This window comes from Methylophilus sp. (assembly GCF_052437885.1).
Classification (GTDB): Bacteria; Pseudomonadota; Gammaproteobacteria; order Burkholderiales; family Methylophilaceae; genus Methylophilus.
The window spans coordinates 249,455-275,093 of record NZ_JBQVPB010000001.1; the positions used below are offsets into that span (position 1 = coordinate 249,455).

At 53.6% G+C, this 25,639-nt stretch carries 26 protein-coding genes; 11 read left to right on the forward strand and 15 right to left on the reverse strand.

Annotated features, from left to right (window positions below; all coding sequences use genetic code 11):
* The first annotated feature begins 200 nt into the window (after positions 1-200).
* The 3 genes from ACT6RZ_RS01245 to ACT6RZ_RS01255 all read left to right on the forward strand — a co-directional run bounded on the left by ACT6RZ_RS01245 (position 201) and on the right by ACT6RZ_RS01255 (position 2,735).
* Complete coding sequence (locus ACT6RZ_RS01245; RefSeq protein WP_444700374.1) at positions 201-683, forward strand: c-type cytochrome; 483 nt, start codon at positions 201-203, stop codon at positions 681-683.
* A 144-nt stretch (positions 684-827) separates the two neighbouring features.
* The gene (locus ACT6RZ_RS01250; protein ID WP_444700375.1) at positions 828-1,340 is read left to right on the forward strand and encodes a c-type cytochrome; all 513 of its coding nucleotides are present in this window, start codon (positions 828-830) and stop codon (positions 1,338-1,340) included.
* 69 nt (positions 1,341-1,409) lie between these two features.
* The gene (locus ACT6RZ_RS01255; RefSeq protein ID WP_444700376.1) at positions 1,410-2,735 is read left to right on the forward strand and encodes an NAD(P)/FAD-dependent oxidoreductase; all 1,326 of its coding nucleotides are present in this window, start codon (positions 1,410-1,412) and stop codon (positions 2,733-2,735) included.
* 124 nt (positions 2,736-2,859) lie between these two features.
* Here ACT6RZ_RS01255 and lplT read toward each other — a convergent pair whose 3' ends face one another.
* The 8 genes from lplT to moaA all read right to left on the reverse strand — a co-directional run bounded on the left by lplT (position 2,860) and on the right by moaA (position 11,385).
* Positions 2,860-4,029, reverse strand: coding sequence for a lysophospholipid transporter LplT (gene lplT, locus ACT6RZ_RS01260; protein ID WP_444700377.1), 1,170 nt, complete (start codon positions 4,027-4,029; stop codon positions 2,860-2,862).
* A gap of 20 nt (positions 4,030-4,049) precedes the next feature.
* Positions 4,050-5,444, reverse strand: a complete 1,395-nt coding sequence (locus ACT6RZ_RS01265) for a PhoH family protein (RefSeq protein ID WP_444700378.1) — start codon at positions 5,442-5,444, stop codon at positions 4,050-4,052.
* An 11-nt stretch (positions 5,445-5,455) separates the two neighbouring features.
* Positions 5,456-5,917 (reverse strand): peroxiredoxin, encoded by a 462-nt coding sequence (locus tag ACT6RZ_RS01270; protein ID WP_444700379.1) that lies wholly within the window; start codon positions 5,915-5,917, stop codon positions 5,456-5,458.
* A 123-nt stretch (positions 5,918-6,040) separates the two neighbouring features.
* Positions 6,041-7,519 (reverse strand): ATP-binding protein, encoded by a 1,479-nt coding sequence (locus ACT6RZ_RS01275; protein WP_444700380.1) that lies wholly within the window; start codon positions 7,517-7,519, stop codon positions 6,041-6,043.
* Positions 7,520-7,530: 11 nt separating this feature from the next.
* A complete protein-coding gene (locus ACT6RZ_RS01280) occupies positions 7,531-8,319 on the reverse strand; it encodes a TonB family protein (protein ID WP_444700381.1) in 789 nt (262 codons plus the stop codon).
* Between the two features lie 87 nt (positions 8,320-8,406).
* Positions 8,407-9,690 carry a molybdopterin molybdotransferase MoeA gene (moeA, locus tag ACT6RZ_RS01285; RefSeq protein WP_444700382.1) on the reverse strand — a complete coding sequence of 428 codons (1,284 nt, stop codon included), beginning with the start codon at positions 9,688-9,690 and terminating at the stop codon, positions 8,407-8,409.
* A gap of 136 nt (positions 9,691-9,826) precedes the next feature.
* Complete coding sequence (gene mobA / locus ACT6RZ_RS01290) at positions 9,827-10,375, reverse strand: molybdenum cofactor guanylyltransferase MobA (RefSeq protein ID WP_444700383.1); 549 nt, start codon at positions 10,373-10,375, stop codon at positions 9,827-9,829.
* Positions 10,375-11,385, reverse strand: coding sequence for a GTP 3',8-cyclase MoaA (moaA, locus tag ACT6RZ_RS01295; RefSeq protein ID WP_444700384.1), 1,011 nt, complete (start codon positions 11,383-11,385; stop codon positions 10,375-10,377). The genes mobA and moaA overlap by 1 nt, the downstream gene beginning before the upstream one ends.
* 133 nt (positions 11,386-11,518) lie before the next feature.
* On the opposite strand from moaA, the gene ACT6RZ_RS01300 reads away from it, so the two are divergent.
* From ACT6RZ_RS01300 to ACT6RZ_RS01320, 5 genes are all read left to right on the forward strand, one after another.
* On the forward strand, positions 11,519-11,986 hold the full coding sequence (locus ACT6RZ_RS01300) for a formate dehydrogenase subunit gamma (protein WP_444700484.1): 468 nt from the start codon (positions 11,519-11,521) through the stop codon (positions 11,984-11,986).
* Positions 11,979-13,544: a formate dehydrogenase beta subunit gene (locus tag ACT6RZ_RS01305; protein ID WP_444700385.1), complete on the forward strand. Its 1,566-nt coding sequence runs from the start codon at positions 11,979-11,981 to the stop codon at positions 13,542-13,544. Before ACT6RZ_RS01300 ends, ACT6RZ_RS01305 begins: the two co-directional genes overlap by 8 nt.
* Before the next feature lie 17 nt (positions 13,545-13,561).
* A complete protein-coding gene (fdhF, locus tag ACT6RZ_RS01310; RefSeq protein WP_444700386.1) occupies positions 13,562-16,483 on the forward strand; it encodes a formate dehydrogenase subunit alpha in 2,922 nt (973 codons plus the stop codon).
* A gap of 35 nt (positions 16,484-16,518) precedes the next feature.
* The gene (gene fdhD, locus ACT6RZ_RS01315; RefSeq protein WP_444700387.1) at positions 16,519-17,379 is read left to right on the forward strand and encodes a formate dehydrogenase accessory sulfurtransferase FdhD; all 861 of its coding nucleotides are present in this window, start codon (positions 16,519-16,521) and stop codon (positions 17,377-17,379) included.
* A gap of 61 nt (positions 17,380-17,440) precedes the next feature.
* Complete coding sequence (locus tag ACT6RZ_RS01320; protein WP_444700388.1) at positions 17,441-17,659, forward strand: formate dehydrogenase subunit delta; 219 nt, start codon at positions 17,441-17,443, stop codon at positions 17,657-17,659.
* Positions 17,660-17,698: 39 nt separating this feature from the next.
* Here the strand turns inward: ACT6RZ_RS01320 and ACT6RZ_RS01325 are convergent, their stop codons facing one another.
* From ACT6RZ_RS01325 to trxA, 4 genes are all read right to left on the reverse strand, one after another.
* Positions 17,699-19,366 carry an ArnT family glycosyltransferase gene (locus ACT6RZ_RS01325; RefSeq protein ID WP_444700389.1) on the reverse strand — a complete coding sequence of 556 codons (1,668 nt, stop codon included), beginning with the start codon at positions 19,364-19,366 and terminating at the stop codon, positions 17,699-17,701.
* Between the two features lie 119 nt (positions 19,367-19,485).
* A complete protein-coding gene (gene rpmE, locus ACT6RZ_RS01330; protein ID WP_379034476.1) occupies positions 19,486-19,686 on the reverse strand; it encodes a 50S ribosomal protein L31 in 201 nt (66 codons plus the stop codon).
* A 104-nt stretch (positions 19,687-19,790) separates the two neighbouring features.
* Entirely contained in the window at positions 19,791-21,050 is a 1,260-nt protein-coding gene (gene rho, locus ACT6RZ_RS01335; protein ID WP_379034478.1) for a transcription termination factor Rho, read from the reverse strand.
* 82 nt (positions 21,051-21,132) lie between these two features.
* Positions 21,133-21,459 (reverse strand): thioredoxin TrxA, encoded by a 327-nt coding sequence (gene trxA, locus ACT6RZ_RS01340; RefSeq protein ID WP_019883507.1) that lies wholly within the window; start codon positions 21,457-21,459, stop codon positions 21,133-21,135.
* Positions 21,460-21,716: 257 nt separating this feature from the next.
* Here trxA and ACT6RZ_RS01345 point away from each other — a divergent pair, with 257 nt between their 5' ends.
* Complete coding sequence (locus tag ACT6RZ_RS01345; protein WP_444700390.1) at positions 21,717-22,223, forward strand: TlpA disulfide reductase family protein; 507 nt, start codon at positions 21,717-21,719, stop codon at positions 22,221-22,223.
* On the opposite strand, the gene ACT6RZ_RS01350 is transcribed toward ACT6RZ_RS01345, so the two are convergent.
* From ACT6RZ_RS01350 to ACT6RZ_RS01360, 3 genes are all read right to left on the reverse strand, one after another.
* The gene (locus ACT6RZ_RS01350) at positions 22,210-22,503 is read right to left on the reverse strand and encodes a DUF3579 domain-containing protein (RefSeq protein WP_379057536.1); all 294 of its coding nucleotides are present in this window, start codon (positions 22,501-22,503) and stop codon (positions 22,210-22,212) included. The genes ACT6RZ_RS01345 and ACT6RZ_RS01350 overlap by 14 nt on opposite strands.
* 31 nt (positions 22,504-22,534) lie before the next feature.
* Positions 22,535-23,119 carry a BON domain-containing protein gene (locus tag ACT6RZ_RS01355; RefSeq protein WP_444700391.1) on the reverse strand — a complete coding sequence of 195 codons (585 nt, stop codon included), beginning with the start codon at positions 23,117-23,119 and terminating at the stop codon, positions 22,535-22,537.
* A 110-nt stretch (positions 23,120-23,229) separates the two neighbouring features.
* Positions 23,230-23,586, reverse strand: coding sequence for a YraN family protein (locus ACT6RZ_RS01360; protein WP_444700485.1), 357 nt, complete (start codon positions 23,584-23,586; stop codon positions 23,230-23,232).
* Between the two features lie 105 nt (positions 23,587-23,691).
* Here ACT6RZ_RS01360 and rsmI point away from each other — a divergent pair, with 105 nt between their 5' ends.
* Together rsmI and pyrC are read left to right on the forward strand one after the other, a co-directional pair.
* The gene (rsmI, locus tag ACT6RZ_RS01365) at positions 23,692-24,540 is read left to right on the forward strand and encodes a 16S rRNA (cytidine(1402)-2'-O)-methyltransferase (protein WP_444700392.1); all 849 of its coding nucleotides are present in this window, start codon (positions 23,692-23,694) and stop codon (positions 24,538-24,540) included.
* 23 nt (positions 24,541-24,563) lie between these two features.
* The gene (pyrC, locus tag ACT6RZ_RS01370; RefSeq protein ID WP_444700393.1) at positions 24,564-25,598 is read left to right on the forward strand and encodes a dihydroorotase; all 1,035 of its coding nucleotides are present in this window, start codon (positions 24,564-24,566) and stop codon (positions 25,596-25,598) included.
* The last annotated feature ends 41 nt before the right edge of the window (positions 25,599-25,639 follow it).

A 25,639-nucleotide genomic window follows, 5' to 3' on the forward strand; every position in this document is an offset into this window, starting at 1 on the left:
ATAAACAGGCCTTGATTAATGACATTGGGAAAAAAACTCAGTAAAATCGAGCACTTGTTTTGAAATGGCCACGTGAAAGATTCTGAAGATTATTCGGAAATATTCGTCAACCGTTTCTGAAACGATTCGTTAAATGAGCATGCGTTAATTATTTGGTTTTCAATTAACGCCGCTCATTTTGTTTAGGATTAGGAGACAACATGTTAGGCAACAAAATTAAATCAGCTGTGATGGTTTCCCTGTTGGCATTCACTACAGGCGCAATGGCTGATATTACTTTTTCGGCTACTCAAGACGGATCTACCATCAATATTGATAAAGCCATGTTTGATACCGACGCAGCTAAAGAATTCTTAGCGACAGGTAAAAACCCATATATCGGTAACGAAGCTGCAATTAAAGCAGGTAAAAAGAAATTCAACCTGTATTCATGCGTAGCCTGTCACGGTGGTAAAGGCGAGGGCGCGGTTGGTCCAGGCTTGATCGGTGCTAACTTCCGTTATGCTAAAGATGGTACCAATAAAGGCATGTTTGAAACCATCTGGCACGGTACTAACGGTGGTATGGGTGCTAAGGGCTATGGCCTGATGGCTCCAGATGATGGCTTGAAACCAGATGAAGTATTGCAAGTGATCGCTTTCATCCGTAGTAACAGTGTTGTAAAAGCAACCGGTAACGAATAATAATAATACCAACTTAAAACGGTCACCTTGGTGACCGTTTTTTGTTTTTATGGCACAATGATTCAGTCAGTTTTATGCATAATAAAAACAACAAAAACTGTTTAATTTCAAGGAAAAATCTTACTAAAGGTATGGGGGGCAATCATGAGAAGTTTGTTGTTAACGTCAGTTCTGGCAGCGCTGCTGGCCGCATGTGGTAACAGTGGTCAGTCATCAGGCACTGCAGCTGAATCATCAGAGGATATCAAGGCGATCACGTTTGAGGCGACCCAGGATGGTCAGCCTTTGCAGATCGACCTCAAAATGTTTGATACGCCGGGGGCGAAAGAGTTTTTAAGCACAGGCAAGAACCCTTACATCGGTAAGGAAGACGCGATCAAGGAAGGCAAGAAGAAATTCAACCTGTTTTCTTGCGTGGCTTGCCATGGCGGGCACGGTGAAGGTGCGGTTGGACCTGGCCTGATCGGTGATAACTTCCGTTATGCCAAGAATGCGACCAACAAAGGCATGTTTGAGACTATCTGGCATGGCACTAACGGTGGCATGGGAGCTAAAGGTTTTGGCCTGATGGCGCCGGATGATGGTTTGAAACCGGATGATGTATTGAAAGTGATTGCCTTTATTCGTAGCCATGCAAAAATCACAGGCAACGAATAGCGGTATAATGTAGTTGTTGTGCGCGCTTGGCTGTACGGCAGGCGCGCTTTTTTATTGAAGGATATAAGTGTGACGGATGAAAATAATTTACACCATGTCATCATCGTAGGTGGTGGCGCAGGTGGCCTGGAATTGGCGACCAAGCTGGGAGATTCTCTCGGCAAAAAGAACAAGGCTCGCATCACGCTGATCGACAGCACCAGGACACATGTATGGAAACCGTTATTACATGAAATCGCTGCCGGTAGCATGGATCCGGACAGGCATGAGCTGGATTACCTGGCACAGGCGCACTGGCATCATTTTAAATTCCGTCTGGGCCGCATGGATGGCTTGAACCGCGCCACACGCGAAGTCATCCTGGCGCCGTTTCTGGACGAAGATGGCAACGAGGTCATTGCACGCCGTACCTTTAAATACGACACCCTGATCATTGCCGTAGGCAGTACTACCAATGACTTTGGTATCAAGGGTGCACGCGAATATTCATTGGCGCTGGATACGCATTCCCAGGCGCAGAAATTCCACCGTTATCTGCATAACGCATTGTTGCGCGCACAGACACAGCCTGAGCCATTGAAACCAGGCCAGCTGGAAGTCGCCATTGTCGGTGCCGGCGCTACCGGCGTCGAGCTGGCAGCCGAGCTGCACAATACCACACGTGAATTGGCCGCCTATGGGCTGGACAAGATCGACGCTGACCGCGATGTGAAGATCTCGCTGATAGAAGCCAGTGACCGCATTTTGCCTGCGTTGCCGACCAAGCTTTCTTATGCGGTGGATGTTGAACTGCGCAAATTGCGCGTCAATGTGTTTACCGGCGAGCGCGTGACTGAGGTTTCTGCAAAAGGCATCACTACGCACAGCGGCCGTTTTATCCCTGCCGAGCTGGTGGTGTGGGCGGCTGGTATCAAGGCGCCGGATTTCCTCAAGGATATCGATGGCCTGGAAACCAACAGGATCAATCAGCTGGTGGTGAACCAGCATCTGCAAACCACACGCGACGAGCATATTTTTGCTTTTGGTGATTGTGCTGCCTGCCCATGGCTGGGACACGATACCACAGTGCCACCACGTGCACAGGCTGCGCACCAGGAAGCTTCATTGCTGGTGAAAACAGTGAAAGCACGCGTTGCCGGTAAAGACACGCTGCCAGAGTTTCATTACCGCGATTATGGCTCACTGGTCAACCTGGGCAAATATTCCACGGTTGGCAGCCTGATGGGCGCAGTGGCTGGCGGCAGCATGTACATTCAGGGCCTGTTTGCCAGGGTGATGTACCGCAGCCTGTATAAAATGCATTTAATGGCTTTGCATGGCGTGCTGGCAGTGATCGTTCACAGCATAGGCCGTCTGATCTCCAGGCGTACCGAACCGCATGTGAAACTGCACTGATCTTTGCAGCCTTGCTTTTCGCCTGATGGCGCAAAGGCAACACAAAATAAAAGGGCGCTTGAAGCGCCCTTTTATTTTATTCAAACAGGTTTATTTTCTTGAATACTGATGTTGATGCAATGATTCAGCTCTGAATATGTTTGCGGTAGACAAAGGTGATCAGAGACATGCTGAAAATAATAAATACGCCAAAGATCGCCACTATGGTGTTGATCTCGAACTTCGCACCCACCATCCAGGTGTAAGCACCCAGCAATAACAGGATGCCGATATTCTCGTTAAAATTCTGCACCGCGATAGAATGCCCGGCACCGAGCAGATGATGGCCCCTATGTTGCAGCAGCGAGTTGAGCGGCACCAGGAAATAGCCCGAGAGTACCCCTATGGTAAACAGTAACACTGCCGCGACGACAGGGTTGTTGATCAGCACCATGCTGATCACCAGTATGCCCATGTAAATGCCGGCTGGCAGTACTTTGACCGCATTCTCCAGTTGTACATAGCGCGAGGCGATCACTGAGCCTGCGGCAATGCCGACCGCCAGAATGGCGATCAGGTAAGTCGCCTCCTGTTGCGTAAAGCCCAGTTTGATATCTGCCCACTTCAATACCACGAACTGCAAGGTGGCGCCTGCGCCCCAGAACAGGGTAGTGACTGCCAGTGACACCTGGCCCTGCGGGTCTTTCCACAAGGTCACAAACGCATGCCAGAAGTCTTTCAGCAAGAAGCGCAGCGTTTTTTGCTCTACTTTGTGATCGATAGGCACTTTGGGAATAAAGTAGTTGAACGCTGCAGCCATCAGGTAAAGCACAGTGATAAATGCAATGCCTACATAAGGGCTGGTCGCTGCCGCGATGGTAGAACCCAGCACCGGCCCGAGTATGATGGCAGTCACGGTGGTGCCTTCCATCCAGGCATTGGCCTTGATCAGCAGATGCGAAGGCAGCATCTCGGTGAGGATGCCGTATTTGGCTGGTGAATAAGCAGCAGCGCCTATGCCGACTACCGCATAGGCATATAAAGGCGGCACCCCAGCCAGCGCCAGCAAACAGCCTACAAACTTGAGGCCGTTGCTCAAAAACATGACACGGCCTTTGGGCAGGGCATCGGCAAACGGGCCGACAAATGGTGCCAGCACGATATAGGATATAACGAAGAACTCGCGCAACAACGGTTCGTGCCAGGTAGGCGCGTTGAGTTGCGCGAGCAGCGCGATCGCCGCAAACAGCAGTGCATTATCGGCGATCGCCGATAAGAACTGGGCAATCAGTAGTGTATAAAAGCCTTTGACCATAACATGGGGCAGACCTGCGTCTACAACACCTCTGCCGCAAAGTCCGCCAGGCGTGAACGCTCGCCGCGGATCAAAGTGATATGGCCGTTATGCTGCCAGTTCTTGAAACGGTCCACCACATAGGTGAGGCCTGAACTGCCTTCAGTCAGGTAGGGCGTATCGATTTGGGCGATATTGCCCAGACAGACGACCTTGGTGCCCGGGCCGGCGCGCGTGATCAGGGTTTTCATTTGTTTGGGCGTCAGGTTCTGCGCCTCATCAATGATCAGGAATTTGTTGAGGAAGGTACGGCCACGCATAAAATTCAGTGACTTGATCTTGATCCGGGTGCGGATCAGGTCCTGCGTCGCCGCACGGCCCCATTCACCTACATCTTCATCCGTTTTGTTCAGTACATCCAGGTTATCTTCCAGCGCGCCCATCCATGGCGCCATTTTCTCTTCTTCCGTGCCTGGTAAAAAGCCTATATCTTCACCCACCGGCACGGTGACACGGGTCATGATGATCTCGGAATAACGTTTTTTATCCAGCGTTTGCGTCAGCGCGGCAGCCAGGGTCAGCAAGGTCTTGCCTGTACCCGCCTGGCCGAGCAGGGTGACGAAGTCTATCTCGGGGTCCATCAACAGGTTGAGGGCAAAGTTCTGTTCACGGTTACGCGCAGTGATGCCCCAGACATTGTGTTTGGGGTTGGCGTGATCGTGCACCACTTCAAGCACGGCTGAATTGTCTTCAAGTTTGCGCACAATGGCGTGAAAAGGCTTGTTATATTCGTAAAAGACGAATTCATTGATCAGCAGCGATTTGACGATAGGGCCGTTGATCTTGTAAAACATGCGGCCTGCTTCCTGCCAGGAGTGCATGTCTTTGCTGTGCGCCTCCCAGAAGTCTTCCGGTAGCTCGCGCAAGCCGGTGTAAAGCAACTCGCTGTCTTCCAGCACCTTGTCATTAAAGTAGTCTTCAGAAGGCACGCCCATGGCGCGTGCCTTGATACGGATATTGATATCCTTGCTGACCAGAATGACATTACGGTCCGGGGATTGTTTTTTGAGTGCCAGTACAACACTGATGATCTGGTTATCTGCTTTACTGCCCGCTAAGCCTGGCAGGTCTGTAGGCACATGTTCGGTTTGAAAAAACAGTTTTCCGGACAGGTGGCGGTTGCCCTTGATTGCCAGTTGACAGCCATCCTCCAGATTGCTGGTATCTACGCCACCCATGATTTCTTCAAGGAAGCGGCTAGCCTGGCGCGCATTGCGGGCAACTTCAGTCAGCCCTTTTTTCCCATTGTCCAACTCTTCCAGAGTCACCATAGGCAAATACACATCATGTTCTTCAAATCTGAACAGCGACGAAGGGTCGTGCATCAGTACATTGGTATCCAGAACGAACAACTTAGTTTGCGCAGCACGTGCCATAGGAAATCACTTTATGAGTGGAAAGATTGTATGCTGGCCAGCACTTCAGCGGCATGGCCATCGACCTTGACACCACGCCACTCGCGGACAATGGTGCCAGTCGGGTCTATCAAAAACGTACTGCGCTCTATACCACGTACCTGTTTACCGTACATGTTTTTCATTTTAATCACGTTCAGTGCCTGGCAGGCGATCTCATCCGCGTCCGAGACCAGCTCGAACGGGAAAGTGTATTTGGCCTTGAAGTTCTCGTGCGATTTGAGACTGTCGCGCGAAATACCAAAGATCACGGCATTGGCGGCAGTGAACTCGTCATGCAGGTCGCGAAACTGAACGCCCTGGGTGGTACAGCCAGGTGTGGCATCTTTTGGGTAAAAATACAAAACAAGGAATTTTCCCAAATAGTCACTGACTTTGAATTGAAGGCCGGAGGTTGCCGGCAGGGATAATGCGGGAGCTGGTGAATTCGACATAATATTCGTGGCAGATGCTTAATCACATTGTTGATAAAAAACCAAAATTAAGCAAGCAGAAAAAGAAAATTTTCCAGGCCGGCGCGCAAGACGCCGATAAACGCCTGCGGGCCGCAGACAGGCTTATTGCGGCAGCGAAATAGTGATGCGCGTGCCTATGCCGGTGCGGCTTTCAAACTGCATGGACCCGCCCAGCTCTTCGCAGACTTTGAAGGCAAACGGGATGCCCAGACCAGTACCAAAGCGTTTGGTGGTGGGGCCAGGAGTGATGGCGTGCGGATCTGGTTTGAAAGGCATGCCCGGCCCCTGGTCTATGATCACCAGCGTCAGCATGTTTTCCTGCAGCGAGCAGCGGATATGGATGTCTGTGCCTTTGGCCGAGGCTTCCGAGGCATTGAGCAGCAAGTTGTACAGCATCTGTTCCAGCAGATGTTCATCGGTCAGGATCAGGTGATTGATGCCGGCACTGTCTTCTATCACCCTGATGTTTTTTTCCCTCAGCTTGGGCTGCAAGGTCATGATGGCACCCTGCACGATAGAAGAAAGCAGCAACTGGTTGAGCATGGGTTTGATCGGGTGCAGATAGGAGAGCAGGCTACCAGTCCATCTTTCCAGTCTATCCACCGTGTGGATGATGCCATGCACCGATTCCTGGGTATCTTTATCCGGCGCATCAATCACCTGGGCGGTGGCGCGTATGCTGGCGAGCGGATTGCGGATATTGTGCGCCAGCATAGGCACCAGCAGGCCAAGTGCCGCCTGCTTCTCGCTTTTCACCAATGCATCCCGGCTCAGGGCCAGGTCTTCGGCCATTTTATTGATCTCTCTGGATAACACCGCCAGTTCTTCGGCACCGGCTTCGGGGACTTGATGGCTCAGGTTGCCGGTACTGATGGCATTGGTGGCGATCATGATGTCATTGATAGGTTTGACGATAGAGCGCTTGAGGATACGGCGTGAGTACAGGATCAGCACGCAGGCAAGCAACAGTGGCAGCGACAGCACGGCGATAGAGCTGCTGCGGGCGTCATCCAGACGGTTCTTGATCTCGCTCTGCTTGATCATCAGCAGGTGTTCGGCGCGCTTGGAGACTTCTTCGTAATGCGTGAAGATACCAGTCTCAATATCCTGATAAATCGATTTTTGCGCCTGCTTGTTGGGGTTGTTCTGGTAGCGGTAAAACAGGGTGGGCGCCTCATTCACCAGCTTGCGGTACTTGCTTTCTATCTCGCTGAGTGCGGTGCGCTCTTCTTCATCGATGGCGATGCTTTGCAAACGCTGCAGATGCTCCAGGATAGAGGCGGTATAGTGATTGTATTCATTGAGCGCATTTTCTTCCTGCAGAAAAAAAGCATCAAACAGCTCTTTTACCTGGCGGTAGAGGTCGCCCCTGACCAGGTAGATCTCCTGTATCACCATATTGATACGCTGCGACTGCTTGGAAGCTTTATCCCACAGGTAAATGCCGTAACCGCCGCTGGCAACCGCCAGGATGATCAGGGCGATGAAATACAGGTCATGAAACAGCAGCAGATGTTTGAGCGACTTGCCATAGGCACGCCGCGTAAACGCTGTTTTAAATCTGCCTTTGGAAAATGCCATATGCGGTTGGCTCAGGTGGTCAGCTTGAAACTGACCGTGACTATGATGTTGTTGACTCTACCGCGCAAGATCTCGTTGAAGTGCGGCTTTAACTGCGATTTTTGCGCTGCCGCCAGGGCTGCATCGTCGATCGCTCTATTACCACTGGACTCTACGACCTCAATGCCGGTGATCTCGCCGCGGTCATCAATATTGATCTTTAATTTCACCTCGCCTTCAATGCCTCTGTCCTGTGCGATCCTGGGGTAGCGCTGGTTCTTCTTCAGTTCGCGGTGCGCTGCACTCCTGAAGGCATTGCGTGCAGCGTCAATATCGCCCTCACTGGGCCCGGTGGCTTTGGGTGGTTCGGCTGGCGGTGCTGGTGGCGCCGGTGCCGGCACTACCAGCTCAGATTTACTCTCGCTCGCGGTGGGCTTTGCCGTGATCACTGCCGGCGCGGGCGCTTCTGCCACTGCGTGTGTGGGTTCTGACGGCGGTTCTACCACCGGCGATGGTTTTTGCGGTACTGTTTTTTGTTCAACCGGCTTTTGTTCAACCGGCTTGGGCGGTGGTTTCACCGGCTGCGGTTTTGGTGGTTCAGGCGTGGGTGGGGTAGGCTCAGGCTCTGCCGCAGGTAAGGTGGCCGCAGGTGGCGTTTCTTTCACCAGCTCGATCTGTATCTCCTGTTTGGTGACAGGCGGTTTTTCATAGGTGGGTTTGGGCATGAATAACATAATCAATGCATGTATCAATAGCGAGCCTATCAGGCACCACTCCAATGCATGTTTGAATTGTTTTGATTCTTTTAGTACGGCTTGCACGCCTAAATCCTAACCTTAAACCCCCATCACGACCTGACACTATAAGCTATTTTCTGGTTTTTTTGCCAGTGCGTAAGCTTAGTTTGGCTAGCACACGCCGTGAAAAGGTTGAACATCTACCAGTGCGCCTGCTTGCAGCGCGCCGGTTTTCTCATCCAGCACGATAAAGCAATTGGCCAGACTCATGCTGCTTAAAATGCCGGATCCTTGCTGGCCGGTGGTTTTTACTTTCCAGTCTGTGCCTTCTTTAAACAATATGCCGCGCTGGAATTCGGTACGGCCGGTGGCCTTTTTAATGGCATCCACGCATTCGACCTTAAAAGTCGGCGAAACCAGGCTGGCGGTGCCCGCCAGGTGCTTGAGGGCATCCTGCACAAACTGGTAGAAAGTCACCATGGCAGAAACCGGGTTGCCAGGCAGGCCAAAATAATGGGCGTCGCCTATCTTGCCGTAAGCCAGCGGCCGGCCAGGCTTCATATTGATTTTCCAGAACAGCACCTGGCCGTGCTCGGCTAATAGTTGTTTCATAAAGTCGGCCTCACCCACAGAGACACCGCCTGTGGTGATCACCACGTCATGCTCAGCCGCGGCTTGCAGCAGGGTTTTTTCCAGTGCGGCCGGGTCGTCAGCCACATTGCCAAGGTCATGCATTTCTACCCCGGCGGCTTGCAGCACGCCCCATAAACTATAGCGGTTACTGTCGTAGATTTGCCCTTGCTGCAAAGGCTGGCCTACGCTGACCAATTCATCACCCGTGCTGAAAAAAGCTACTTTCAGCCTGCGGTAAACCTCGACCCCGGCAATGCCCAGCGACGCCAGCAGGCCCATATCCGCCGGTTGAATGCGATGGCCAGGCGCCAGCACCGTTTGGCCGGCAGCGATATCTTCGCCGGTCAGACGGATATTGGCACCCAAAGCCGGTAGTTTAGTCAGGGTCACCCACTCGCCTTCGGTAGCGGTATGCTCCTGCATGATCACTGTATCCACGCCGGGCGGGATCACTGCGCCGGTCATGATCTTGATGCAGCAACCAGGCGGGATCTCCGCTGTGTAAGGCACACCTGCAAAAGCAGTACCTATGATCTTGAGCGCATTGCCGCCTTCGGCATGGCGGAAGGCAAAGCCATCCATTGCTGAATTGTCATGGCCAGGCACATTCAGACCCGAAGTCACCGGCACTGCCAGTACCCGCCCCAGGCTGTCTTTGATGGCGACCGTTGCGGTCTCGCTGACCGGGCTTAAGAACTGCTGAATATAATGCCGCGCCTGTGTCACCGACATGGCGTTAGGGTCGTAGTCATCCAGGCAGGAAGCATGGGCTGCTAAAGCAGAAAGGTCTAAATCAGGAAATTCAGGAGAGTGTGGTTGCATGACAAATATTCACCGATCGCGAAAACATTATTTTTACATACTAAAGTGGCTGTCACCATCTGCCAAGCAGCAGTCATTTTAAAAAACAGGCGCTACTGCGCTCGCTGGACTGACTGGTATTTACAGAGGCTGATCGTTACTGCGCATGGTTGATGTTAGTGAATGCTTGCTCATCTTCAAACGTGACAAACACTGGCGTATGCCTGGCTTGCCAGCCACTGACCCGACGCTGGCCCTCACTGAGGAATGCCGCCAGGTCAGCAGTTAATGAGTGATGAAACAGGCAAAAGACCGGATGCTCGCCACTGGCACTACGGGCGACTGCCACTAAAGTATTTGAGATGCGGATAGCCTGCGACAGGCGTGCGACCAGATCCAGCGGTAACAGCGGCGAGTCGCAGGGAGCTGTGAGTATCCAGTCGGTCGCAGCATGCGCTGAGCCGGCCTGGAACCCTGCCAGCGGGCCATCAAACTGGTCGGTGGCATCTGTCACCACAGTCGCGCCGTATTGCTGGTAGATGTCCAGATTGCGATTGGCATTGATGATGACCTGGTCGACTTGCGGTCGTATGCGTTCCAGCACATGCGCGACCATGGCTTTGCCCTGGTAATCGACCAGGCCTTTATCGATACCGCCCATGCGCAAGCCGCGGCCGCCGGCAAGAATGACTGCGGTGATCTGCATCAACCACCTGTATGCGACATAAAACGGATCACGGCTGGCGTGGCACGCTGTAAATCAAAATCGTGCCCTTTGGGTTTGATGCGCATGCCGTGCAATATGGCTGCTACCAGCGGACTATCATCATGCGGGTGGGTACGCAGGATAGGCAGCAGGTCTACCTTGTGTTCCTGGCCCAGGCATAAAAACAATTCGCCTTTGCAGGTGATGCGCACGCGGTTGCAACTTTCACAAAAGTTATGACTATGTGGCGAAATGAACCCTATCCTGGTTTTCTGGCCATTGACCTGCCAGTAGCGCGCCGGGCCGCCTGTCTTATGGGTGCTGGGGGTGAGTGAGAACTTACTTTTGAGTTGTGTCAGCGTTTCGTTATTGCTCACGCAACTGTTTTCGCGGTCATGGTTGACCTCACCCAAAGGCATCTCTTCAATAAAGCTGATGTCTATCTGTTTGCGGATAGCAAAGTCGACCAGATCGAATGCTTCATCGTCATTGATGCCGCGCATCAGCACAGTGTTGAGTTTGATATTGGCGAACCCGGCCTGTATGGCATGCTCCAGGCCGGACAGCACTTTAGTCAGCTCGCCTACGCGGGTGATCCTGCGGAAACGCTCCTCATCCAGGCTGTCTAGCGAGATATTGATACGGTTGACTCCGGCAGCTTTCAGCGCCAGGCTGTAGCGGTCTAGCTGGCTGCCGTTGGTGGTGAGCAGGCATTCTTGCAGCCCGGGCAGGTGGCCTATCTCTTCAAATAACCAGATGGCATTTTTGCGCACCAGCGGCTCGCCGCCGGTGATACGCACTTTGCTCACCCCCATGCGCACAAATAATTTAACCAGCCGTGCACATTCCTCCAGCGACAATACTTCGTCACGCGGCAGAAAGGTCATTTCTTCGGCCATGCAGTACTGGCAGCGGAAATCGCAACGGTCTGTGATGGACAGGCGAATATAGTCCACACGACGGCCAAACTGGTCGATCAACTGGCTAGGAATATTATTCACAGGGGTCATGAAACTCATGAATCTTAAAGTAATCAATATATTATGCCCTTTTCCTGCTTTAACAAGGCATAAATAGAGGTTATTATTCGATGGTGATAGAATGTAACTGAATTGTAAATGCGAGGTTGGTTTGAACCAGATACTGAGCCATGAGCAGCAAGCGCGCATTCAAGCGCATATTCAAGCACATCGTCTTGTAGCGGGCGGTTTGATGCCGCTTTTACATGCGATACAGGATGATATCGGCTATGTGCCGGAAGTCATTTATCCTGATATTTCCAGTGCACTGGCCCTGTCAGTCGCCGAAGTGCACGGGGTGGTCAGTTTTTATCATCACTTCCGCAGCCGCCCGGTAGGCAAACATATACTTCAGGTTTGCCGCGCCGAATCGTGCCAGGCCATGGGCTCTGAAAAACTGGAAGCCGAACTCAAATCCAGACTGGGTGTGGATTACCACCAGACCACACAAGACGGCCAGCTTACATTATTGCCGGTGTATTGCCTGGGCAACTGCGGCTGTTCACCGGCAGTGATGCTGGATGACGAAGTGCATGGCCGCATGGATAGCGAAAAAGTCTCCGAGTTGATCGCCGAGGTGTGCCATGGTTAAAATCTATGTGCCTATAGACTCTACCGCACTCTCACTCGGTGCCGGGCGCACTGCCAAAGCGATCGCCAGTGAAGCGCAGGCGCGTGGCATTGATATCCAGCTGGTCCGCAACGGTTCGCGCGGCCTGTTCTGGCTGGAGCCGCTGGTCGAAGTCGAACTGCCACAAGGCCGCGTCGCGTTTGGCCCGGTGCAGCCTAAAGATGTCGCCAGCCTGTTCGATGCTGATTTTATCCATGCCCTCTCTGCATCAGCTCAAGCGCATCCCTTATATCTGGGCCTGACCGAAGAACTGGCCTGGCTGAAAAAACAGCAACGCCTGACATTTGCCCGTGTCGGCATCACCGATCCACTGTCGCTGGATGATTACCTGGCGCATGACGGCTACCTGGGATTAAAAAATGCACTGGCCCTCGGCGGTGCCGATATCGTCAAGGCGGTGACTGATTCCGGCCTGCGCGGCCGTGGCGGCGCGGCTTTCCCCACCGGCATCAAATGGAACACCGTGCTTAATGCGCCTGCGGATCAGAAATATGTGGTGTGCAATGCCGATGAAGGCGATTCCGGCACCTATTCTGACCGCATGATCATGGAAGACGACCCGTTTGTGCTGATCGAAGGCATGACCATCGCCGGCATCGCCGTCGGCGCCACCCAGGGTTATATCTATCTGCGCAGTGAATATCCACACGCGCTCAACACTTTGAATGAAGCCATACGCAGGGCGGCCCTGGCCGGTTACCTGGGTGAAAACATCCTCGGCTCTGGCAAGGCTTTTCATCTGCAAGTCCGCCGTGCTGCCGGTGCATATGTCTGTGGCGAAGAGACTTCACTGCTGGAAAGCCTGGAAGGCAAGCGTGGCCTGGTGCGCTTCAAGCCGCCGCTACCGGCGATAGAAGGCCTGTTTGGCAAACCGACCATCGTCAATAATGTGATCTCACTGGCGACCGTGCCTATCATTCTGCATCAGGGCGCACAATATTATGCCGATTACGGCATGGGCCGTTCACGCGGCACGCTGCCTATACAGCTGGCGGGTAACCTGAAACAAACCGGGCTGGTTGAGCTGGCTTTTGGTGCCACGCTACGCGAGTTGTTGTATGACTATGGCGGTGGTTCGGCTTCTGGCCGCCCGATCCGTGCAGTGCAGGTGGGTGGGCCATTAGGTGCTTATTTACCAGAAGCGCAATTTGATACGCCGCTGGATTATGAAGAATTTGGAAAGATCTGGGCGGTGCTGGGCCACGGTGGCATCGTCGCTTTTGATGATACCGCCGATATGGCCAAAATGGCCCGCTATGCCTTTGAGTTCTGTGCCGTGGAAAGCTGCGGCAAATGCACACCTTGCCGCATAGGCTCTACGCGTGGCGTAGAAGTGATGGACAAGATAGTCGCGGGTAAGAACCACCCGCAAAATGTGCAGTTGCTGCGTGATCTGTCCGACACCATGTTAAATGGTTCTTTATGTGCTTTGGGGGGCATGACACCTTACCCGGTGTTGAGCGCCCTCAATCATTTCCCTGAAGATTTTGGTCTGAGTAATAAAGAAGCGGCTGCCTAGGCAGCAGAGGTGACATTATGGATGACATCAAATATACCCCCACCCGGCCAGCGGCCCTGACATACGATGCCGATAAAGACTATGGCACCCCCAGGTCTGACAGTGATGTGATGGTGACGCTGAACATTGACGGTGTGGATGTGACAGTGCCTGAAGGCACCTCTATCATGCATGCCGCGCAGTTGGGTGGCGTGACCGTGCCTAAACTGTGCGCGACCGATTCGCTGGAAGCGTTTGGCTCCTGCCGCCTGTGTCTGGTTGAGATCGAAGGGCGGCGCGGCTATCCGGCCTCCTGCACCACGCCGGTAGCTGCCGGCATCAAGGTCAAAACGCAAACGCCCAAACTGGCCGATGTGCGCCGTGGCGTGATGGAACTGTATATTTCCGACCATCCGCTGGATTGCCTGACCTGTGCCGCCAACGGTGATTGCGAGTTGCAGGACATGGCGGGTGCGGTAGGCTTGCGCGAAGTCCGCTATGGCTATGAAGGCGAGAACCACCTGGGCCAGGCCAAAGATGAATCCAACCCTTATTTTACGTTCGATGCATCAAAATGCATCGTCTGTTCGCGCTGTGTGCGCGCCTGTGAAGAAACGCAAGGCACGTTCGCCCTGACCATACAAGGCCGTGGCTTTGACAGCAAAGTATCCGCCGGCAACCAGAACTTCCTTGAGTCCGAATGCGTGTCGTGTGGCGCCTGTGTACAAGCTTGCCCAACGGCCACCCTGATGGAAAAAACCGTGATCGCTGCCGGTACCCCCGAGCATAGCGTGACAACCACTTGTGCCTATTGCGGTGTCGGTTGCAGCTTTGATGCCGAGATGAAAGGTGAAGAAGTCGTACGCATGACGCCAACTAAAGCGGGCGGTGCCAACCATGGCCATAGCTGTGTCAAAGGCCGTTTCGCCTGGGGTTATGCCACCCATGCTGACCGCATCACCACGCCTATGATACGCAAAAGCATACACGACCCCTGGCAAAAAGTCGGCTGGGACGAGGCGATCAACTATGCGGCCAGTGAGATCCAACGTATTCAGGCCAGATATGGTAAAGATGCAGTCGGTGGCATTACTTCCAGCCGTTGCACCAACGAAGAAGTCTATGTGACACAGAAACTGATACGCGCTGTATTTGGCAGCAATAACGTAGATACCTGTGCGCGCGTCTGCCATAGCCCTACCGGCTATGGTCTGAAACAGACACTGGGCGAATCTGCCGGTACGCAGACCTTTGATTCGGTGATGAAATCCGATGTGATCTTCGTCATGGGCGCCAACCCCACCGATGGTCACCCGGTATTCGGCTCCCTGATGAAACGCCGCCTGCGTGAGGGCGCCAAACTCATAGTCGCCGACCCGCGTGCAATAGACCTGGTGGAAAACTCACCGCATATCCGTGCCGACTATCACCTGAACCTGCGCCCTGGCACCAATGTGGCATTGATCAGCGCCCTGGCGCATGTAGTGGTGACCGAAGGCCTGGTCAAGGAAGACTTTGTCAAAGCCCGTTGCGAGTGGGATTCTTTCGTCGCCTGGCGTGACTTTGTCGCCAAGCCGGAGAACTCTCCTGAAGCGCTGGCCAAGGATCTGGGGCTGGAGCCACAAAAAGTCCGCGAAGCGGCGCGTCTGTTTGCTACCGGCGGCAACGCCGCGATTTACTATGGCCTGGGCGTGACCGAGCACAGCCAGGGTTCGACTACCGTGATGGGCATTGCCAACCTGGCGATGGCGACCGGCAATATCGGCCGTGAAGGGGTAGGCGTCAACCCGTTGCGTGGACAGAATAACGTACAAGGCTCTTGTGATATGGGTTCCATGCCGCATGAGTTCCCCGGCTACCGCCATGTGTCGGATGATGAGACGCGTGCATTGTTTGAAGCCGCCTGGGGTGTGACTTTGAGCGCAGACCCCGGCCTGCGTATCCCGAATATGCTGGACCTGGCGGCAGAAGGCAGTTTTAAAGCGGTTTATTGCGTGGGTGAAGATATTGCGCAATCTGACCCGGATACCCAGCATGTCACGCATGCGCTGGAAAGTATGGAGTGTGTGATCGTGCAGGACTTGTTCCTGAACGAGACCGCCAAGTTTGCCCATGTGTTTTTCCCCGGTGCTTCTTTCCTGGAGAAAAACGGCACCTTTACCAATGCCGAGCGCCGTATCTCGCCGGTGCGCAAAGTCATGTCGCCAAAAAATGGCCTCAGGGATGATGGTAAACACGAAGCCGGTCTGGAAGACTGGGAGATCACCGCCAGGTTCTCCGAAGCCCTGGGTTACCCCATGCACTACACGCATGCCAGCGATATCATGGACGAGATCGCAGCCTTGACCCCGACCTTTAATGGCGTCAGTTTCAAAAAACTGGACGAACTGGGTAGCATACAGTGGCCTTGTAACGATGAGGCGCCCGCAGGCACCCCCACCATGCATGTGGACGAATTCGTGCGCGGTAAAGGCAAATTCTTTGTGACTCAATATGTGCCGACCACCGAAAAGGTCAATGGCAAATTCCCGCTGATCCTGACTACTGGCCGTATCCTGTCGCAATACAACGTAGGGGCACAGACGCGCCGTACCGAAAACGTGGTCTGGCACCCCGAAGACAAGATCGAGATCCACCCGCATGATGCTGAAGATAGAGGTATCCAGGAAGGCGACTGGGTAGGCGTGAGCAGCCGTGCCGGGCAAACCGTGTTACGGGCCAAGATCACCGAGAGGGTGCAGCCTGGAGTGGTGTATACCACTTTCCACCATCCCGAATCTGGCGCCAATGTGATCACCACCGACAACTCTGACTGGGCCACTAATTGCCCGGAATATAAAGTGACGGCGGTGCAAGTCAGCAAAGTCAATCAGCTGTCCGAATGGCAGAAAGACTACCGCAATTTCAGCGACACGCAGATCGAATTGTCGGGCATGGACCCGCAGACGGTCGTTTCCTGATGGGTCCTGTGGCAGCTGAATTGCAGGACTGTACTATGACTGATGCAAGTAGTGACTGGCAGCCGCTGGCCGCCGAGCAAACCGGCCGTGACTTTGCAGTGACGCGCTGGCGTGACGGCGAATCGCCCACTGATGTCATCGATACGCTGGCGCAGGAAGTGCCGGTCGCATTGGTGTATAACGGCATTTCGCATGTGGTCATGCTGGCCACCCCGGCCGACCTGGAAGATTTTGCCTACGGCTTTTCATACACCGAAGGCATCATCAGCGAGCGGGCGCAGATCTATGGCATAGACGCAAAAGCGATCCAGCATGGCAACGGCCAGTTGCGTGGCATTGAGTTGCATATAGAACTCGCCACCGCGCAGTTTGCCGCGCTCAAGGAGCAACGGCGTAATCTGACCGGGCGTACCGGCTGCGGTTTATGTGGCGCGGAAAGCCTGGAACAGGTATTCAAACTGCCCGCACAAGCCAAAGTGCCTGTGCCGGCCTTGTCACTGCAGGTCATAGATGCCGCCATGGCGCAGCTTAAAACACAGCAACCGCTACAGCAGCTCACCGGCGCCACGCATGCCTGTGCCATCGTGAATGACCAGGGGCAGGTATTGCAGGTGCGTGAAGATGTAGGCAGGCACAATGCGCTGGATAAACTGATAGGGTCATTGTTGCGGCAATCCAGTGATCTCAGCGAGTTATGGCGCCAGCACTGGGTGTTGACCACCAGCCGCGCCAGTTACGAAATGGTGCAGAAAGTGACCATGACCGGTGGCCGGGCACTGGTGGCTATTTCAGCACCGACCGCGCTGGCCGTCAGCCTGGCACAGGAATACGATTTTTTACTGGTCGGTTTCGCCAGACCTGGCCAGTGTGTGGTCTACCACGGCGCATTGGCCTAGCCTGACTGATATCTGCTGGCAGGCTGTCGCTAATCTATTGTTGAGTTGAAAAGAGTACGAGATGGAAGTAGATAAATTAATCAAAATGGCCAACCAGATCGGTGACTTTTTTGAGGCGAACCCCGACGCCGAAGATGCCAAGCTGGAGATCGCCGGGCATCTTAAAAAGTTCTGGAACTCGGTGATGATCAAATCACTGGTGGCGCATGTGCAACAGCAACAGGGTGCGGGCTTGCACCCCAAAGTACTCGCTGCCATTCAGCAGCATATGCAGGCCTGAGTCGTTGCCGGCGGCGCCAGTAGAACTGCCGTCAGTAAGCTAGCGGCGCTGTAGCAAGCGGTAAGATTCCCTGCTTTGGCGGCTTTGTTCGCCTTCCCAGATCAGCGACCATTCTGCGCCCGGTGATGCGTGGCGTTTACCCGGCTGGTCCTCTATCAATAACAGGTCACAGTGGCCAGATTCCGCTGTCAGGCGTATGCCGGCATGATAGTGCAGCAGATCAGCTTGCGAAGAGCCGATATTATGGCTGCTGATGCAGCGATAGTCGCTGGGCAGGTGCTGGCGCAGATCTGCGAAGATAGGCTGGTAGGTACGTGCCGCTTCTATCATAGGCAGCCATAAACTCATGAATACCGTCCAGGCGCAGGTCATGCCTATCGCCCAGTTGGTGGCGCTGGAGCGGTTAGAGTGTTTGGAACGTATCACGCCGGATAACCAGATCAAGGTCACCGCTACCGCGATGGTGCCGTACAGCACGCTGAGTTGTATGGTTTGCAGGCCGGATAAATAAGCCAGGCGCTGGTAAAGTTTGACCGGGTTGCCGGTGAGCATCGCCCACCAGCCTAGCCAGGCGATGGCGATCAACAGGCCGAACAAGATCAGGCCGAACCAGTTCAATGCGCCAGCAGCGCCGCGTTTCAGCGTTTCTATGCTGCCTGCCGCCAGTGCGGTGAGCGGGATAAGCAGTGGCAGGGCATTCACTTCACTGCGGTCACTAAAAAAGCCGATCAGGATAAACGCCAAAATAAAGAAGATCAGGCAAAGCTGAAAGCGATAGGTGTGCAGCACCGCATGCCTGAAACGCCAGATGCCCCACATGGCAAGCGGTAATGCCGGCCAGGCATACCAGGCCAGCGTGCGCATAAAGTATACGTGCTTGCTCGGTAGCTGTATGTTCACCTGAGTCGGCCACCAGCTCGCCCATAAGTCGGGCGCCCACTGCTGGCATAACCAGCACCAGAGCAAAATACCCGGCAAAGCCAGTGCCAGGCCTGACAACAGGGCGCGTTTGGCTGCCGCATGCTGGCAGATCACAGGTAGAAACAGCACACCTATGGTGGTGGCGATGATCATGGTGGCGGGTAGCAGACCTGCCGATAGAAAGGCGATCAATAATCCGCCGGCGAGCAGCCACATGGCGCGTGCCGGTTTGCGCAGCACCAGGGTCAGGGCATAAAACGCCATGCTGATGCCGCTGAGCGCTGCTACTTCCGGCATGATGGTATGCGCGCTGACCACCAGCCCCAGACAGCCGATAAAAATAAAGTTGGTCTGGCGCCCGGCGCCCAGGTTCCACAATTCGCGGCCACTCAGGCCCATCATCAGCAGTGTGACCAGCATCCAGACGCCTACACTGAGTCTGGCGGCGTCGTGAACAGGCAATAGCGTAGCAAGGGCTTGTGAAAACCCGGTAGCTACCCAGTAGAACAGCGGTGGTGTTTCCAGTGCCGGATGACCGGCGGAGACCGGCGCGATCCAGTGGCCGTCGGTCCAGCTGCCGGCAGACAGGAAGGGGTGGTCTATCAGGCTCTGGATGATGCTGGCAGATTGGGACTCGAACGGCTTCCACGGCGAGTGACCGATCAGGCCTACACACAGCCAGATGGCACACAGCAGGATCAGCAGATGTGTTTTGGCGCGTTCCCCCACTTTGGCGCGCGGGGTAGCCATGTTTTCCTGCCAGTCGTGATCAATAAAAAACTGCATCTGTCAGCTCGTTTTAGATGTTTCAGGCTGTTATCTTAACGTAAACATCAAGACTAGCCTGCATGCGTTGAAAACAAAAAAGGCAGCCATGCTGCCTTTTTGATACTGCTTCCACCCAATTACATGCCGTATTTCTGGCGGAATTTCTCAACGCGACCAGCGGTGTCCACGATCTTCTGTTTGCCAGTGTAGAACGGGTGGCACTGTGAACATACTTCGATGTTCAAGTCTTTGCTGCTGGTAGAACGGGTTTTGAATTTATTGCCACAGCTACAGGTGACGTTAATTTCAGGGTATGTTGGGTGAATGTCGGCTTTCATGCTTTCTCTCTAATCTTTAAGCAGTTGCGGTAAGCGCGCGATTATCACCCAATTCATTGCATTAATCAATAGATGCAGGGAAATAATTTTGACGCGCTGGCGGTTTAGCCTCTACGCATGCTGTCAAAAAAGTCGTTGTTGGTTTTAGTGGCCTTGATTTTGTCCAGCAAGAACTCCATCGCCTCGAGGTCGTCCATAGGGTAAAGCAATTTGCGCAGCACCCAGATTTTTTGCAGCACATCTTTGTCCAGCAACAGTTCTTCGCGGCGGGTGCCGGATTTGTTGACGTTGATGGCAGGGTAGATACGTTTCTCGGCCATGCGTCTATCCAGATGGATCTCCATGTTGCCGGTACCTTTAAATTCTTCGTAGATCACATCATCCATACGCGAGCCGGTGTCTACCAGTGCAGTCGCGATAATGGTCAGTGAGCCACCTTCTTCTACGTTACGCGCCGCACCAAAGAAACGCTTGGGTTTTTGCAGTGCGTTGGCATCCACACCACCGGTCAATACCTTGCCGGAGGAAGGGATCACCGTGTTATAAGCACGGGCCAGGCGGGTGATGGAGTCGAGCAGAATGACCACGTCTTTTTTATGTTCAACCAGGCGCTTGGCTTTTTCCAGCACCATTTCCGCCACTTGCACGTGACGGGTCGCCGGCTCATCAAAGGTCGAGGCGACTACTTCGCCACGCACCGAGCGGGTCATCTCTGTTACTTCTTCCGGGCGCTCGTCTATCAGCAGCACGATCAGCACACAGTCAGGATGGTTGGCGGTGATCGCGTGGGCCACATTTTGCAGCATCACGGTTTTACCGCTCTTGGGGCTGGCAACCAGCAAAGCACGCTGGCCGCGGCCTATAGGCGCGATCATGTCTATCATGCGGCTGGTGATGTTTTCTTCACCGCGTATCTCACGCTCCAGTGTCAGCGGTACGGTCGGGAACAAGGGCGTCAGGTTCTCGAACAGGATCTTGTGTTTGGTATTCTCAGGCGCTTCGCCGTTGACGCTGTCTACTTTAACCAGCGCAAAATAACGCTCGCCATCTTTAGGTGTGCGGATCTCACCCTGTATGCTGTCACCTGTATGCAGGTTGAAGCGGCGGATCTGCGAAGGCGAGACATAAATGTCATCCGGCCCGGCCAGGTATGAAGTGTCTGGCGAACGCAGGAAACCAAAGCCGTCAGGCAATACTTCCAAGGTCCCATCTCCAAAAATGCTGTCGCCTTTTTTTGCTTTGTTTTTCAGGATGGCAAAAATCAGGTCCTGCTTGCGCATGCGGCTAGCATTTTCGATTTCGTTACTGGTGGCCATTTCTACCAGTTCGGTAACAGGGAGATGTTTGAGGTCGGATAAGTGCATGAGTGACTCGCTAGATTGAGAGACGCCGGAGAGTGGGATAGAAAAACCCGGTTTCTAGGCTGTTGAAACCGGGTTGGGTGTTTTAAATGTTGCTATCGATAAACGCGCTGAGTTGGGACTTGGAGAGTGCGCCTACTTTGGTGGCTTCCACATTGCCGTTTTTGAACAGCATTAAAGTAGGAATACCACGGATGCCGTATTTAGGCGGCGTATTCTGGTTATCATCGATATTCAGTTTGGCAACTTTCAGGCGGCCAGCGTATTCTTTGCTGATATCATCCAGAATAGGCGCGATCATTTTACAAGGGCCACACCACTCTGCCCAGTAATCAACCAATACGGGAACCGTAGATTGCAGGACTTCCTGTTCAAAGCTGGCATCGCTTAAATGGGTAATGTTGTCGCTCATTATTGCCTCGTAAGAATGGGTGGAGAATAAATAGAGTGGAATTAAACAGAAAAATTCTGATTAGTGGCGCTAAAAATTGTTGGGCTTAAATTGTTTGAGTTAGTAATTTGCTGTAAATATGAAATTACTAAATGTGTTTGCGATAAGTATAGCAACACATTTCCAGCAGAATCAAGTCTTTTTCTATACATATACTATGATGGTAGCAATAGTGTGGTTTTCAAGAGCAGGCTGTTAATCTCAACTGATGGTATTTAATGAAACATAACATTTACAGGCGCTGGATCATGGCCTTGTGCGGCCTGCTGTGGGTGAATAGCCTGCTGGCCGAACTGCCCGCGGCATGGGTGATGCAGGATACCGCAGGTCACAGCCATCAGCTGGCGCAGTACAAAGGCCAGTGGCTGGTGGTCAACTACTGGGCGCCCTGGTGCCCGCCCTGCCTGGAGGAAATGCCGGAACTGGTGGCTTTTTATGACGAGCACCACCGGCAGCATGTCATGGTGTTGGGGGTGGCGGTGCAGTACAAGAGTGAGAAATCTGTCAGGGATTTTGCCGAAGATATGCTGATCTCATTCCCTGTCATTCTGGGTGACGCACAAAAGAAAACATGGCAGCGACCTGAAGTGCTGCCGACGACTTATATCTACCATCCCGATGGGCGGTTATATAAAGTAAAACGCGGCGCTGTCAGCAAGCACTGGCTGGAGCAGTTGCTGAAAGACGCCGCGGCTGCGGATACCAGGGACGTTAAGCCTCGATAGTGACCGCTTCACCCGCCGGGTTGATGATGCTGAGCTGGTTTTCCTTGGCAAACTGGATCAATTGTTCAAAGCCTTCGGGGTTGACCTGTTTCAGCTTCATATCTACTGACAGGCTGCGCACATTATTCACCAGTTTGGGCTTTAAATAAGGCGAATAGCGTAGTTTCTTGTCGACGCCAAAACTGGCGTAAGTGCTACACATGCGGTCCACCCAGTCGCTGGGGCGAAAGGGTTTTCCGGCAAGCGTAATGCCTTGAATGATAATTTCCTGGTCTTCCATTCAGTTTCCTTAAAGCTCGGGTATTAAAAAATTATTTGGAGTATTCAAACACTTTGACTACTTTGCTCACGCCTTCAGTGGTTCTGGCGATCTCCACCGCATCATTGGCTTCTTTTTCCGACACTATCCCCATCAGGTAGACCACGCTCGCTTCAGTCACCACTTTCACGACATTGGCCGGGAAAAGGTTCTCGCTAAGAAAGCGCGCTTTCACCTTGGTGGTGATGTAGGCGTCATTGCTGCGGTCACTGATGGAAGAAGTAAAGCCTATGGTGATGGCATTGTGAATATCACGCACATTCGGCACCTCGCGGGTCAGCGTTTCTGCCTGCGCCTGCTGGCCTGCATTGGGCACTTCGCCAGTCAGCAGCACGATGCGGTTGTAACTGGTCACATTGATATGTGAAGATTTATCCATGTATTGGGAGATGCGTTTCAAGGTTTTTAATTCTATATTCTCATCTTCAACATAAATGCCTGAAGAACGGCGATCAGCTGCCATGGCGCCACCTGCTGCGGCACCGCCCACGATAGCGGGGAAACAGCCGCTCAGCTGTGTGCTGATCAGTAACATGGCGATGACGGAGATTTTTTTGGCGTGAATTTTTTGATTCATGAGGTTCCTTGTTCTGCGAAAAAACGTTCTACGATAAAAACTGGGGTTCACGAGACAAATCGTGACAATGTGTAGTGTGACAGCAGGCAATAAATAAAATTCTACGCTTTTTATGTGTCTATTGCATTACGAATCCAGTTGGGTGATACATAACTATCGTTGTCGAACAGCACCACATCAAACCGGCACGGGCTGCTGGCGCTGAGGTTTTGCAGGTAATGCTGGGCTGCACGTATGAGTTTTTGCTGTTTGTGCGGGTGTATGCTGTCGGCGGCACTGGTGAATTTAAGGTTGCTGCGCAGCCTGACCTCTACAAATACCAGCTCTTGCCGGTCACGCATGATCAGGTCTATCTCGCCAAAGCGGCAACTATAGTTCTGTTCCAGCAGCACCAGGCCCTGCCGGGTAAGAAACCTGGCCGCCGCCGCTTCAGCCGCAATGCCTTTGTTGTTCTGGTTAAGCTTCATCCCGGCGCTGATGACCCTGGTCTGGTATGCATTTTTAGCCTCGCATGGCATGGCAGCGTTGCTATATTACTTAGCGAAACGCCCGCTATGCCTTAAAATAGCGATATGAGTGAATCGGGTACATTATATGTGGTGGCGACACCGATAGGCAATTTGGGGGATATCACCCTGCGCGCGCTGGAAACCCTGAAACTGGTGGATGCGATCGCGGCCGAGGATACCCGGCATAGCGTTGGCTTGTTGCGGCATTTTGGCATCAGCAAACTACTGATCGCCGTGCATGAGCATAACGAGCAGCATTCGGCCGAAGCTTTGCTTAAGCGGCTGCAGGCCGGGGAGTCGATCGCGCTGGTGACCGATGCCGGCACACCGGCGGTGAGTGACCCCGGTGCCGTGGTGGTGCAGGCTGTGCGTGCCGCCGGTTTGAAAGTGGTGCCTATCCCTGGCGCCAGTGCCGTGATCGCGGCCTTGTCAGCCTCTGGGATCACCCAGGCCGGATTCTGCTTTGAAGGTTTTTTGCCCGCCAGCGGCTCGCAACGCCGCAAACGGCTGGAAACCCTGAAGGCGGTGACTGTGACCCTGGTGCTGTACGAAGCCCCGCACCGTATCGTCGAATGCGTACAAGACCTGCTCAGCGTATTTGGTAGCGAGCGCAGGCTGACCGTGGCGCGTGAACTGACCAAGACCTTTGAGACCATACACACCAGTAGCCTGGCCGAGACGGTGGACTGGTTGCAGGCAGATAGCAACCAGCAGCGTGGCGAGTTCGTGCTGCTGATACACCCGGCCCCGGTGGAGAAGCAGGAAGGGCTGGATGAGAACACGCAACGTATCCTCAAGCGCTTGCTGGAAGAGCTGCCGTTGAAGCAGGCGGTCGCCCTCGCCACGGATATCACCGGCCACAAGAAAAACGAACTCTATGAAGCGGCACTGGCATTCAAGGCCGCCGTATAACTTTTTAAGACGATGATTCAAACATGACCACCCAACTGACGATCACCCGCCCTGACGACTGGCATTTGCACCTGCGCGATGGCGAGACTTTAAAAGCCGTGTTGCCCGATACGGCCAGGCAGTTTGCCCGCGCCATCGTCATGCCCAACCTGCGCCCGCCGGTGGCAAGCGCAGAGGCGGCGCGCGACTACTATGCGCGTATCAAACAGGCCTTGCCGGCCGGCCTGGGTTTTGAGCCGCTGATGACCTTGTACCTGACCGACAACATGGCGGCGCAAGAGATCACGCGCGCGCACCAGGATGGCGTAGTCAAGGCGGTAAAGTTATATCCGGCGGGTGCGACCACCAACAGTGATTCCGGCGTCACCAGCCTGGCCAAATGTGCCGCAGTGCTGGCTGAGATGGAGAAGCTGGGCTTGCCATTGTTGATACACGGTGAAGTCACAGATGCCGAGATCGACGTTTTTGACCGCGAAAAAGTGTTTATAGAACGCCATTTGCAGCCTTTGCTAAAAGATTTCCCTGGTCTGAAAGTGGTGTTTGAACATATCACCACGCAAGATGCCGCCGAGTTTGTGGCGCAGGGCTCGGCCAATCTGGCGGCTACCATCACCGCGCATCATTTGCTCATGAACCGCAATGCCATGTTTACCGGCGGTATACGCCCGCACCATTACTGCCTGCCGGTGCTCAAGCGCGAAACGCATAGACAGGCACTGGTCAAGGCGGCGATCTCAGGTTCAGCCAAGTTCTTCCTCGGCACTGATAGCGCGCCGCATCCAAAGTCAGCCAAAGAAGCCAGTTGCGGATGTGCCGGTATGTATACCGCCCATGCCGCGATCGAGTTGTATGCAGAAGCGTTTGAAGCGGCAGGCGCACTGGACAAGCTGGAAGGCTTCGCCAGTTTTTACGGGCCGGACTTTTATCAGCTGCCGCGCAACACTGACAAGGTCACTTTACGCAAGGAAAGCTGGCTGGTGCCGGAAACTATTCCGTTTGCCGATGATGTGCTGGTGCCACTGCGTGCCGGGCAAACCATCGCCTGGAAACTGCTATAAGAATTGACGCCAGTGCTGCTTGTCGCTCGCTACAGATACCT